This is a genomic window from Streptomyces sp. NPDC058697 (genome assembly GCF_042715345.1).
Taxonomy (GTDB): Bacteria; Actinomycetota; Actinomycetes; order Streptomycetales; family Streptomycetaceae; genus Streptomyces; species Streptomyces liliifuscus.
In genome coordinates this window covers 67827-80969 of the sequence record NZ_JBHXSU010000023.1, presented here as the reverse complement: position 1 = coordinate 80969, position 13143 = coordinate 67827, and the positions used below count along the sequence as shown (strand labels likewise).

The 13143-nt window shown below is 72.6% G+C and carries 7 protein-coding genes (1 of these 7 cut by a window edge); 3 read left to right on the top strand and 4 right to left on the bottom strand.

The annotated features are described in order from the left end of the window. Window positions 1-82: 82 nt before the first annotated feature. A complete protein-coding gene (locus tag ACFWXQ_RS36830) occupies window positions 83-1102 on the top strand; it encodes a zinc-binding dehydrogenase (RefSeq protein WP_383938116.1) in 1020 nt (339 codons plus the stop codon). Between the two features lie 15 nt (window positions 1103-1117). On the opposite strand, the gene ACFWXQ_RS36825 is transcribed toward ACFWXQ_RS36830, so the two are convergent. Further along, a complete protein-coding gene (locus ACFWXQ_RS36825; protein ID WP_383938114.1) occupies window positions 1118-1600 on the bottom strand; it encodes a GNAT family N-acetyltransferase in 483 nt (160 codons plus the stop codon). Between the two features lie 94 nt (window positions 1601-1694). Further along, window positions 1695-2528, bottom strand: coding sequence for an aminoglycoside phosphotransferase family protein (locus ACFWXQ_RS36820; protein ID WP_383938111.1), 834 nt, complete (start codon window positions 2526-2528; stop codon window positions 1695-1697). A gap of 70 nt (window positions 2529-2598) precedes the next feature. Here ACFWXQ_RS36820 and ACFWXQ_RS36815 point away from each other — a divergent pair, with 70 nt between their 5' ends. Beyond that, entirely contained in the window at window positions 2599-4065 is a 1467-nt protein-coding gene (locus ACFWXQ_RS36815) for an NAD(P)/FAD-dependent oxidoreductase (protein ID WP_383938108.1), read from the top strand. A gap of 26 nt (window positions 4066-4091) precedes the next feature. Then, window positions 4092-4820 carry an alpha/beta hydrolase gene (locus ACFWXQ_RS36810; protein ID WP_383938105.1) on the top strand — a complete coding sequence of 243 codons (729 nt, stop codon included), beginning with the start codon at window positions 4092-4094 and terminating at the stop codon, window positions 4818-4820. Here ACFWXQ_RS36810 and ACFWXQ_RS36805 read toward each other — a convergent pair. Then, on the bottom strand, window positions 4810-5508 hold the full coding sequence (locus tag ACFWXQ_RS36805) for a type VII secretion system-associated protein (RefSeq protein ID WP_383938102.1): 699 nt from the start codon (window positions 5506-5508) through the stop codon (window positions 4810-4812). The two genes, ACFWXQ_RS36810 and ACFWXQ_RS36805, sit on opposite strands and share 11 nt — an antisense overlap. Before the next feature lie 7 nt (window positions 5509-5515). Next, window positions 5516-13143, bottom strand: partial view of a lonely Cys domain-containing protein gene (locus ACFWXQ_RS36800; RefSeq protein WP_383938099.1) — the 3' end only. It continues 22333 nt past the right edge of the window; the window shows 7628 of its 29961 coding nt (coding positions 22334-29961); its start codon lies beyond the right edge, outside the window; it ends in the stop codon at window positions 5516-5518.

Sequence of the window (13143 nt, the reverse complement as noted above, 5' to 3'; positions counted from 1 at the left end):
GACACCCACCCCCGACCCAGAGCCGAAAACTCCACCTTCACCCCACAACGCGAGCCCCCCGACACCCCACCCAAGGACCCCCATGCAAGCCACCCGCCTCCACACCTTCGGCCCGGCCGAGAACCTCACGTACGAGCGAACGGACGCCCCCCGCCCCGCCCCCGGCCAGGTCCGCATCCAGGTCGCCGCCGCGGGCGTACACCTCCTGGACACGGCGATCCGGGCGGGCATCAAGGGCCCGCTGCCGGAGCTGCCCGCGCTTCCCACGATCCCCGGCCGCGAGGTGGCCGGCACGGTCGAGTCCCTCGGTGAGGGAGTCGCCGCCCTCTGGCTGGGCAAGCGCGTGGTGGCACACCTGGGCTTCAACCCGGGCGGCTACGCCGAACTGGCCGTCACGGACGTGGACCGGCTCCACGAGATCCCCGCGAACCTGGACTTCGCAGGGGCAGTGGCGATGATCGGCACGGGCCGTACGACGATGGGGATCGTCCAGTTCGCCGACCTGACCCCCGTCTCCGTGGCGATCGTCCCCGCCGCGGCGGGCGGCATCGGCACGCTCCTCGTGCAGTACGCGAAGCACGCGGGTGCCACCGTGATCGGCCTGGCGGGAGGGCCCGAGAAGGTGGCACGGGTCGAGAAGAACGGCGCGGACCTGGCCGTCGACTACAAGGACCCGAACTGGCCGGACCGGGTGAGGCACTTCCTCGGCGACCGCCCGGCCACGATCGTCCTGGACGGCGTGGGCGGCGACACGGCCCGCAAGTCGGTGGCGCTGCTCAGAGCCCCCGCCACCGCAGACAAAATCACGCCCCCGTACCACCCCGACGCCAAGCACCTGGTCTTCGGCTGGTCGGGCGCGGGCCTGCACGACGGCACCCCGTACCTCGTCGAGGGAGTGTCCGAATCGGTCCTCGGCCCCGTGATGATGCGGAAGACAGGCGGCCCCAACCCCATCCGCACCCTGGAGCTCCGCGCCCTCGCCGAGGCCGCCGAGGGCCGACTCACCCCGGCCGTCCAGCGCTTCCCGCTCTCGCAGGCGGCAGCCGCACACCGGGCCCTGGAAACCCGGGACACCATCGGCAAGGTCATCCTGGAACCGTGACCCGCCCCCCGGTGCTCAGCGCCCGCCGCCCCGCCCCAACTCCGCGAGCGCCCCGTCCGTGAGCCGGTACACCGTCCACTCGTCCTGCGGCCGGGCCCCCAACGCCTCGTAGAAGTCGATGGACGGCTTGTTCCAGTTGAGGACGGACCACTCCAGCCGCTCGTAGCCCCGCTCCACACAGATCCGGGCCAGTTCCGCGAGCAGCGCCTTCCCGTGCCCACCGCCCCGCGCCTGCGGCCGTACGTACAGGTCCTCCAGGTAGATGCCGTGCACGCCGCGCCACGTCGAGAAGTTGAGGAACCAGAGCGCGAACCCGGCCGGCTCGCCGTCCGCCGACTCCGCGATGTGCGCGAACGCGGCCGGGCGCTCCCCGAAGAGCGCCTCGCGCAACTGCTCCTCGGTGGCTCCGGCCTCCTCCAACGCCTTCTCGTACTCGGCCAGTTCACGGACCATGGAGTGGATCAGGGGCACATCTGCGGGAGTCGCCGTACGAATCATGCGGGCAGGCTACGACAGCGCTGCACTCGGTCAGAGTCAATATTCCGGCGGTCAGCCGGAGCCAACGCCCAAGCCCCCCGCCCGCGCACCCGCCTCAACGCCCGAGCAACCCCCGCGCGATGGCGACCTGCCCGGCGTCCAGCCCCTCCCCCTCCTCCACCTGCCACAACGAGTTCTGCAGCACCCGCCCGAGCGTCCAGGCGCGGGCCCGCTCCCGGTCGAGACCCAGCGTCTCCGTCAGCAAATCGAAGCGGCGCGTCAGCTGCCCCTCCTCGTACCGGTTCCACAGTGCGGGCAGCAGCTCGAACCCCGGGTCTCCCGCCAGCGGTTTCGGATCGATGACGAGCCACGGTTCGCGCTCGGCCGCGAGGACGTTCTCGAAGTGCAGATCCCAGTGCAGCAGCCGGTCCCCGGGCTCGCCCGCGACCTCGCGCACGGCCGCCGCGCAGTCCTTCAGCAGCCGTCGGCCGTCCTCGTCCCCGCCGTCCCCCTCAAGGGACTTCAGGGCGGCGGGCAACCGCTCGAACATGCCCGCGACGACACCGTCCAGCCGCCGCAGCCCCTCCGGCGCCGGCACGACCGTGAGCCGGGCCAGCAGCTCCGCGAGGATCGTGGTGGCCTTCATCACGTCCGGCACGTCGTTCAACGGCCGTCCCTCGTCGAGCCGTTCGAGGAGCAGGGTGCCCGTCTCCGCGTCCTCGTCCAGCAGCCGTACGACGCCGTCGCCGCCCCAGGTCCGCAGGGCGAGGCCCTCGCCCACGGTCTCTTCGTCCACGTCCTGGAGCTTCAGCGCGGCCCGTGTGCCGTCCCCGAGCACCACCGGCAGCACGACCGAGACCCGCCCGCTCATGGGCGTCCCCTCCTGCCGCAGCCCCCACCGCTCCAGGAACTCCTCGCCCCGCTCCAGCAGCCGCGCATACCGAACCATGACCATCACCTCACGTAACCATGGAATCCGAAGGAGACACCCGCCGCCCGGAGAAGCTAACGTCCCGCGCATGAGCAGCACGGAGAACGCGGACCGCGCGACCGACGCGGCACGCGCGGCGCAGGCGCCCCGCACCGCCGACGGGCCCCGCACCGTAGTCAACGGCGGCATATCGTTCTGGTACGCGCAGGACGGACTCCCCTCGCCCCGTGAGCCCCTCCCGGGGGACGCGAGTGCCGATGTGGTGATCGTGGGCGGCGGCTACACGGGTCTGTGGACCGCGTACTACCTGAAGAAGGCCGCGCCCTTTTTGCGGATCACGGTCCTGGAGCAGCGGTTCTGCGGCTACGGGGCCTCCGGCCGCAACGGCGGCTGGCTCTACAACGGCATCGCGGGCCGCGACCGGTACGCGCGCCTGCACGGCCACGAGGCCGCCGTACGCCTCCAGGAGGCCATGAACGCCACGGTCGCCGAGGTCGTGCGGGTCACCGAGGAAGAGCACATCGACGCGGACGTCCACGGGGGCGGCGTACTCGAAGTCGCCCGCACCCCGGCCCAGCTGGCCCGCCTGAAGGCCTTCCACGAGACGGAGCTCTCGTACGGGGAGAAGGACCGCGAGCTGTACGGCGCGCGCGAGACCGCCGAGCGGATCCGGGTCGCGGACGCGGTGGGCTCGACCTGGACCCCGCACGGCGCCCGGCTGCACCCCGTGAAGCTGCTCAAGGGGCTGGCCGCGGCCGTCGAGGCGCTCGGCGTCACGATCCACGAGTCGACGCCCGTCACCGAGATCAGACCCAAGCACGCCGTCACGCCGTACGGCACGGTCCGCGCCCCCTATGTGCTGCGCTGTACGGAGGGCTTCACGGCCTCCCTGAAGGGCCAGCGGCGGACCTGGCTCCCCATGAACTCCTCGATGATCGCCACCGAGCCGCTGACCGCCGAGCAGTGGGAGTCCGTCGGCTGGGAGGGCCGCGAGACCCTCGGTGACATGGCGCACGCGTACATGTACGCCCAGCGCACGGCCGACGGCCGCATCGCGCTGGGTGGCCGCGGAGTCCCGTACCGCTTCGGTTCGCGCACGGACAACGACGGACGTACGCAGGCGTCGACGGTCCGCGCCCTGCGGGAGATCCTCGTCCGGTTCTTCCCCCAGCTCTCGTCCGTGGCCGTGGCGCACGCCTGGTCGGGCGTCCTCGGTGTCCCGCGCGACTGGTGTGCCACGGTCACCCTCGACCGCTCCACGGGCCTCGGCTGGGCCGGCGGCTATGTGGGCTCCGGTGTCGCCACCGCCAACCTCGCCGCCCGCACCCTCCGGGACCTGATTCAGAGGGATTCCGGCCAATCGGGGGCGACCGACCTCATCACCCTCCCCTGGGTCGAACACAAGGTCCGCAAGTGGGAACCGGAGCCTTTCCGCTGGCTCGGGGTACACGGCATGTACGCGACGTATCGAGCCGCCGACCGCCGCGAGCTGACCACCCATGCCGCACAGTCGTCCCGGATCGCGCGTATCGCCGACCGGGTCGCGGGCCGCTGATCCGCCCAGAGACAGGGAGTACCCCCATGAGCACCGCAGTCATGGACACCGTCCGTTACTCCTCCGACGGTCAGCTCCTCGACATCCATCGCGCCGCCGCCACGGACGCCCCGACGGTTCTGCTCTGGCACGGGCGCGGCCCGGCCGAGCGGGATGTGCTGGGCGCCCTGGCCGCGGAGGTGGCCCGCCTCGGCGCCACCGTCATAGTCCCCGACTGGCACCCGGACGCCCCCGACGGCGGACGCCCGCACCTGGCGGCTTCTCTCCGCTTCACCTGGGACTTCGTACGGGATCCGGCCGAGGTCGTCCTCGTCGGGTGGTCGCTCGGGGGCCGGGCCGCGATGGCGACGGCCCTGCGTCCCGACCCGCCGGAGGGCTGGCGTCCGGCCGCCGTGGTCGGCATCTCCGCCCGCTACAACCAGCCCGAGCCGCTGCTCGGTCTGCCCTCCCCGATGGCCGTCTGTGCCTCCGCCCCGCCGCTGCCCATCCATCTGGTGCACGGCACGGCGGACCGGGTCTGCGACTTCGCCAACGCCCACGAGTTCCAGGCCGTCCTGGCCGCCTGCGGCCGCCCGGCGCCCCTCACGGTGCTCACCACGGACCACTCGGGCGCGGTCATGGCCGAATACGCCTCCGAACTCGGCCGCTGCCGCCCCGCGCACTCCGGAAGCGCCCACCGCGAGGGCCTGCGCACGGCCCGCGTCATCGCGGAGGCGGCGGGGCTGCCGGTCCGGAAGGACCGGGTCAGCGGGTGATCTCGGCCATGGCCGATCGCCCCTCGCCACGTGCCTGGGCCACGATCTCCTCGACCAGCGCCTCGGTGTCCATGATCATGCCCGCCGGGCCTGAGGGATTGACGTAGAGCGAGTACCCGGCGGGAAGCTCCTCGAGGAGTTCGGGGACCGGGACGAGCCGGGCCTCGTAGTCTCCGACCGCCCGGGAGTACAGGGGCGAGGTGAAGACGGGGACCACCGGTTCGCCGTCCGCCGACCGCACGGCCGCCCAGCCGCCGTCGGGTGCCGTGAACACGGCGACCTCGGCGGCGGCCAGTGTCCGCAGGACGTCCACGGCGGGCCCGTAGCCCGTCACGGCGAGCTGGATGGCGGACTCGACCGGGTCGGTGGGTACGGGCCAGCCGAGGGCCTCCGGGGAGGGGCGGTACTCCTCGTTGTCCTCCCAGCCCACGATCTCGCCCGTGGGGCCCACGCGCCAGCGGCCGGGAATCGCCCACTCCGGCGGGCCACCCCCGTTCTCGCGCTCGCCCTGGCCCTCCCCTTCGCCCGACCAGGCCGGATCGGGCAAGCTCACCCACTGGTCGGCCAGGTGCCGGGCGGCCTCGACGACCTCCGGGGGTGGCTCGGGCAGGTCCGAGGGACCCGTCAGATCCGCTGGATCCGGCTGGTCCGGCCGGTCCGGGGTGTGCTCGCCGTCGCGCTCAGTCATCGCGTTCTCATGGCCTTCCGGTGTGAGGGTCTAGCAGGTCGGACTCCGGGCCTTCTCCGTCGTCGGAGGCCGGGTCCGGCGCCGAGACAACAGGAGGAGGAGCGCCCGGAGCCGAGGGGGCGGTGGAGGCGGCCGGAAGGGCCGTGGGCTCGAACTCGTCCCAGTACATCCACATCGGCCCCGACGTCCCGGTCATGACGATGACCCACCTGTCCAGGCCGGCGTCGAAGACCAGCCGGGTCGGTTCGGTGGCTTCGAAGGCGGTCCTGGCCGCGCCGTACCGGTCGGCGACGGCATGGGCGATCGCGCGCTGCGCCACACCGTCATGGGACCCGACCAGGCCGACCGGAGCCGCCAGCTCGACCTCGGCCAGCACCGGGTCGAGCCCCAGCAGAACACCGATCTCCTCGGGCGGAACCTCCTTGAAGTCGCCATGCGGCAGGTGCATGTCCGCCAGCCCGTCATGGGTGTCGACCACCAGGAGAATGGGTTCGACGTACGGTTTCGGCTTCTTCGCGCCCGCTGGGGTGGCCGGGTCGGCCGGGCCAGCCGGGGTCGCAGGGGCAGCGAGGGCGGCCGGGGTCGCGGGGGCAGCCAGGGTGGCCGGGGTCGCCAGGGCAGCCGGGGTGACCGGGATCGCAGGGGCAGCCGGGGTAGTCGGGGTGGCAGGGTCGGCCGGGGCAGCCGGAGTGGCCGGGGCAGCCAGGCCAGCCGGGCCGACCGGGGCGGCCGGAGTAGCCGGAGTAGCCGGGGCAGCCGGGTCGGCCGAGGCAGCCGGACCGACCGGGCCAGCCGGGTTCCACGGAGGGCGTCGGGGGTGGCCCGCTTCTATCGTGCCGTCGGGGGACTCCAGGTATGTGTCGGTGACGATGCCGTGGTTGCCGATCGGGTGTGGGCTCCAGTTGCGTGCCTGTGCGTGCCCGGTGGCGCGTGAGGTGACCAGCGTCTGGTCGCTCAGGGCGCCGTGGCGGACGAGGTGGTACGCGCCCAGGTCGGTCGGGTTGCGCGGGTCGAGCCCGATGACGGCCGCCCCGACCGCCAGCCAGAGCAGCGCCGACCCCCGGGCCGGATCCGGATCCACCGCCGGCCTCGGCGGGTCCAGGTGTAGGGCCGCCGCCTCCACTTCCCTCAGCTCGTCGTCCGACCAGGCCCCGAGCGCTTCGTGCGCCTGGACCGTCCCCCAGAACAGCTTGGAGTGGTCCGGGTCCGGCAGCGGCCGGAGATCCGTACCGATCAGCGTCCGCGCGGCAAGACCGTCGAGATCCTCGTCCTTGAGCAGGGCGACCGCCCGGTCCACGGACGGCAGGGGGATGTAGTCGCGCAGCGGCCTCGGCGTACCGTCCGCCTTCCACGCTCCGGCCGCCTCCGCCGCGTACAGCATCTCCCGGATGTCCTCCGGCTCGACGGGCGTCTCCGGCGGCTTGGCGGCGCCCGTGCGCTCCAGATGCGCGCGGGTGACACGGTCCAGCAGATGCAGGCTGAACGGCCCGCCGAGCCGCGACAGTTCGGGGTCGGCCGCTCGCATCTCCTCCAGGGCGGCGATCCCGCGCAGCAGCCGCCCGTACTCGCCCGAGGGATCGTCCTTGTCCGACTCGATCGGGTCACCGAGCGTCCAGCGCAGTGCGCGGACCAGCACTGAGGTGGTGGTCAGCACCGCGTCCGGGGCGGCGCCGGGGCCGGTGTGCAGTCCGGCCAGGCGCGCCCGTGCGTCGAGCTCCGCGCGGTCAGGGTGCGGCCACAGCTCGCGCCAGGCCCCCTTCACCCCTCGTACGTCGCCGTCGATCGCGTGCTGGAACCTGCCCCTCGGGTACTCCCACAAGTAGTGCAGCCGGTTGGGGGCGAAGGCCGGCTGCCCGCTTGCGTTGACGACGCCCTGCGCCATGGAGAGCATCCGGAGCGGATCGAACACGAAGAGCGAGGCGCCCGGGTGCGGGCTGATGTCACGGTCCGCGAGCCCGTCGGCCCAGCAGGACGGAAGGATCACGGCGGGTTTGCGCCCGGCCTTCAGCGCCTCCCCGCGCAGCTTGCGGAAGCTGGGCCGCCGCTCGATGAACCCGCCCACCGCCGCGCCGCGCACCTGCAGCTCCTTTCCGCCGACCCGCCGCAGCTCGGCCCGCCCGGGCTGCCCGTGCACATGGAAGTAGTACGCCGGCCGGCCGGTCCACAGCACCGGTTCCGCGTCACCGACCTGATCACCGGTGACGGGATCGAAGTGGACGTTGGTCAGCGCCTCCGGAAGGTGCTGGTGATAGCGCTCCCGCCGGGCCAGATCGCCGTCCGTCATGGAGGTGCGGCCGATCGGCCGGTGCTGGTGGACCAGGGTGACGGTGTCGATGTCCCGGTCCCGCACGGGCACGCCGTCCGCCACGGCCACGATGTCGGCCGTCCAGTACTTCGCCCGCTGATCGTCGTCGGGGCCGGCCTCGTCGAGGTCCTCCGGCAGGCTGAGGACCCAGTCGCCGATCGGGCCCTCCGGGCGGCGGTCGACCACCTCGATGACGAACTCCCGCGCGGCGGGGGCGGGGGCGGAGGCCGGGGCGGAACCGGAGTCGGGGTCCGCGTCGGGGTCTGCGGCCGAGGCGGGCAGGAGCTGGGCTCCGACGGTGTGCGCCCAGACCCCCTTGCCGGTCCTCAGCGCGACCTTCCGGGGCATGTCCAGACCCCGGGCACCGGCGCGCGGCTCCATCAGGAGGATGGGCACGTCGGCGCCGAGCGCGGCCAACTCCTCGTCCATCGCCAGCAGTTCGGCGAACTCGTCCAGGTCGACCCGCAGGTCGGTGCCGTTCGTCCACGGCACCATCACATGGTCGTGGTCCCCCTCGACCACGACCACGTACGGCTCCGGCAGCCCCGGCCGGTGCCACGGCGACGGCTCCGGGCGCCCGACGACCTTCCCGTCGCGTGTCTGGACGTACGTCCCTGTCACCACGTCCGCGACCGGCTCACGTGTCAGGTTGCGGCCCCGCGACCGGCCGTCCGGGCCGACGATCCGGCTCGCCGTACCGAGCATTCCGCTCCGCTTCAGGTGGTACGCGCGCAGCGCCGGCAGACTCCCCGCGCGCCCGGCCCGCATCGCGTCCGCCGTCAGCTCGTACAGCTCACGCAGCCTGGCCTCGTCGACGTCGTCGGCCTCGTCCAGATGCAGGATCCGCCGGGCGAGCAGTTCCGGATCGAAGTCGTCGCCCGACAGGCCGTGCAGGTGTGCGACGGGAGCGGCGTAGGGCGGCAGGCCCACCTCGACGGTCGCCTTCTGCCGCCCCTTCCGGCCCCTGGTACCGCTGTCCCGGCCTCGGCTGTCCACGACGATGCCGAAGCCACCGAGCAGGTCCTCGGCCCCGAGACGCTCCAGGGCCCTGCCGAGGTGGTCGCGGAAGACGGCCTCGACGGCCGCGGCCCGCTCAAGTCCGGTCCGCCGGGCGGTCGTCGACCTCCGCACGCCCCAACTGCCGTTGCCGAACCCGGTGATCCGAACGATGACGGCCTTCTCGGGCGTCCGGATCCCCGCCCGCGAACTCAGATACCCCGCCCACGCCACCCGACGGGCCAGATCGGCCAGTTCCTCCTCCGCCGCCTCGTGCGGCCTCTTGCCCTCCGGGTCGAAGCGGATCTCCGTCGCGGCGGACGGCAGCGGGGAGTTCGTGGGATCGGCATACGGCTCGGCCCCGGGCAGGTCAGTGGCGGTGTCGGTGCCGTCGACGCTCTGGATGCGCATGGAGTCGTCGTCATCGACGCTCCGGACGGCCATGGAGTCGTCGTCGGCAGCGCTCTGGACGGGCTGCTGACCGGTGGCGGCAGGTACCGCGCCGGAGGCCTGCCGAACCGGCGCGGGACCAACCGGTGCCGGAGTCACGACAGTTGCGGCAGCTGTGGCAGTCGCGGCACGGAGAGGCTTGGGCCGGGCCCGGACCCAGTCCATCCACTCCGGCCCCTGCTTTCCGCTCATGACGACGACGCTCTCGCCCCGCGAGTCGCCCTCCTCCAGCCGGGACGGGTACTGGGATGTGTACGTGTCCCGGGCCGCACCCGACCGGTCGGCGATGCTCGTGGACACCGCGAACCGTGCCGTGCCCTCATGGGATCCGACCAGGACGACGGGGGCGGCCTGCTCGGTCCTCTGCAACTCCGAGTCGCGCCTGAGCACGGCGGCGACCTCGTCGGACGGGGCCCGGTAGAAGGTGCCGTTCTCCAAGTGCATGTCGACACGCCCTTCGGCGCTGTCGGCCACCAGGAAGAAGGGGGCCACGGTCCTCTCCGGATCCGATGTGGCCGGTTTCCAGGGGGCGCGCCGGGGCTTGCCGCCACCCGCGACCGAGCCGTCCGGCGACACCAGGTAGCTGTCCGGGGCGATTTCGGCGGTGTGGGGCTGCGCGGTCCAGTCGCGCCCGTACACCGCGCCGTCGAACGTCTCGATCAGTGTCGTGTAGTGCAGCGCGCCCTTCCGTACGAGGTGGTACGCACCGAGATCGGCCGGATCGCGAGGGTCGAACCCTGAAGCCGCCGCGCCGGCCGCCAGCCAGAGCAGTGCCGGACCCCGTGCCAGGTCCACCGCCGGCCTCGGGGTCCCGGCGGGGTCCGGGGGGTCCAGATGAAGGGCCTTCTCCTCCAGGGCTCTGAGCTCGTCGGCCGTCAGCTCCCCCAGCGCGTCATGAGCCTCGACCGTTCCCCAGAAGAGGCGGTGGTCGGTGACCTCCGTGCCCCAGAGCGTCTCACCGAGCGCGTCCTCGACCAGCGTGTCGAGATCCTTGTCCGCGAGCAGGGCGACCGCCCGGTCCACCGAGGGCAGGGGGACGAACTCACGCAGCGGCCTCGGCGTACCGTCCGCCCGTACCGCCCCGGCCGCCTCCGCCGCGAACAGCAACGCCTTGATGTCGTCGGGCTCGACGGGGACCCCGGGCGGCTTGGCGGCGCCGGTCCGTTCGAGGTGAGCCCGGGTGAGACGGTCCAGCAGATCCAGGGTGAACGGCCCGCCGAGCCGGTCCAGTTCGGGATCGGCCCCCCGCATCCGCTCCAGCGCGCCGATCCCGCGCAGCAGCCTCCGGTACTCACCCGAGGGATCGTCCTTGTCCGTCTCGATCCGCACACCGAGCGTCCAGCGCAGCGCACGCACCAGCCGGAAGGCGCTCCCCATCGCCGACCCCGGGACGTCGTCGTCGCCGGTGTGCAGCCCGGCCCAGCGCACCCGTTCCACGAGTTCCGCGTCACGCACATCGGGCCACAGTTCCCGCCAGGCTCCCTTCAGGCCCCGGGCGCTGGCGTAGATCCCGTGCCGGGACGTACCGTCCGCGAGCGGCTCGAAGAAGTGCAACCGGTTGGGGGCGAAGGCCGGCTGGCCGCTCGCGTTGACAGCCTCCTGCGCCATCGAGAACGCGGCGAGCGGGTCGAAGACGAAGGGCGAGTCACTGCTCTTGCCCGGTCTGCTGTCGGGGTCCGGCGCGAGCGTGTCGGCCCAGCAGCTCGGGAGTACGATCGCGAGTTTCCGGCCGGTCTCCTCGGCCTCACGGCGGAGCTTGCGGAAACTCGGACGCCGCTCGATGAACCCGCCCAGCCCGGACCCGTGCGTATACAGCCGCCGTCCGTCGACGTGCTCCAGCACGGCCCGGGTCGGCAATCCGTGCACTTGGGCGAAGTACGTCGGCCGGCCGGCCCACGGCACCGGTTCCGCGTCGCCGATCTGCTCCTCGGTGACCGGGTCGGCGTGGACGCTGGTCAGCATCTCCGTCAGGTACCGGTGCTGGCTCTCCCGCTCGGCCAGGTCCCGGTCCGTCATGGAGACGCGTCCGATCGACCGGTGCCCATGGACGAGAGTGGTGTTCTTGACCTGCGTGTCGGGCAGCTCCGTGTTGTTCAGCAGGGCCACCGCGCCGGCCGATCGCCGTTCCACGCCCTCCTCGTCGAACTCGGCCGGATCGAGGTCGTCCGGCAGGCTGACGATCCAGTTGCCGAGCGGTTTCCGCGGTCGGCGGTCGGCCACCGCGATGACGGACTCCAAAGGGGTGCCCTGTGCAGGGTCCTGCGTCGGATCCTGTACGGCGGGGCCCGGGTCCGGCTGCTGTGCGACGGAGTCGGGGACGGACACAAACCCGGACTCGGCGACGGACACGTAACCCGACCCGGCATCGGAGTCGGAGTCGGCATCGGAGTCCGCGTCCGCGTCGGACAGGAGGCCGACCTTGCCGCTGTGCGCCCAGGTCCTCCTGCCCACCTTGCGAGCGATCCTCCGGGGCAGTTCCAGCCCCTGGTCACCAGCGCCCGGCACCACCAGCAGGACGGGCACATCGGTGCCGAGCGCGGCCAACTCCTCGTCCATCCCCAGCAGTTCGACGAACTCGTTCAACCCGACCCGCAGGTCGGTGCCGTCCGCCAACGGCACCATCACATGGTCGTGGCCGCCGTCGGCCACGACGACGTACGGCTCCGGCTGCCCCGGCCGGTGCCACGGTGACGGCTCCGGGTCCCCCACGGCCCGTCCGTCGAGCGTCCGGACGTACGTCGCCGTCGCGATGTCCACGACCGGCTTGCGCCTCAGGTTGCGGCCCCGCGTCCGGCCGTCCGGCCCGACGATCCGGCTCGCCGGACCCGGCACACCGGTCCGCTTCAGGTGGTACGCACCCAGCGCGGCCAGACTTCCCGCGTGCCCGGCCCGCATCGCGTCCGTCGTCAGCTCGTACAACTCGCGCAGCCTGGCCTCGTCCACCTCCGCGGACCTGTCGAGGTGGAGGATCAGCCTGGCCTGTGCCTTCGCGTCGGAGGAGCCGCTCAGCACATGCAGCCGTCGGACGGCCGGAGCGTATTTCGGCAGTCCGACGTCGACCGTCACCTGCTGCCGCGCCGCCTTCCCCCGGACGCCTCTGTCCCGGCCCCGGCTGTCCACGACGATGCCGAAACCGCCGAGCAGGTCCTCCGCCCCGAGCTCCACGAGCGCCCGGCGAAGGTGGTCGCGGAACACGGCTTCAACGCCCTGGGCACGCTCAAGTCCGGTACTCCGGGCGGTCGTCGACCTGCGCAGACCCCAACTGCCGTTGCCGTAGCCGGTGATGCGCACGGTGACGGCCCTCTCGGGCGTATGGATCCCCGCCCGCGAAGTCAGGTATCCCGCCCAGGCCACCCGACGGGCCAGCTCCGCCAACTGCTGCTCCGCATGGTCCGGCGACTTGCCCTTCCGTTCGAAGCGGATCACCGTCGAGGGAGACGGCAACGGGGAGTTCCTGGGATCGGGATAGGGCTCGGGGAAGGACTCGGAGTCGGAGTCGAGCACATCACTGGCGAGGTCGGTGCTGGTGGTGGACCCGGTGCCGTCGTCGTCGCCGTCCGTCTCGTGGCCCTGTTCCGGAGTGGACGCACGGGTGGGGTCCGGCGGGAGCGCGGCTGTCGTGTCGCCCGGGACGGGCTGTGCCGAGGAGGTGAGTATCCTCCGGGTCGGCCCACCGGCGGAGGCCTCTGTTCCGGTCGGCTCCCTGGACGGCAGCCCGAGGCCGTTCCGGAGCTGGTCGGAGAGGTACCCGGCCGAACTGTCGTCCAGCCCGTGCGTCGCCAAGTGCTCGGCGACCTGGCGTACGGCGTCCCGGAACTCGCTGCCAGCATGGCGGGAGTCCGCGAGCACGGAGTGCGGCTCCGTCGGCAGGACCAGAGCCACGG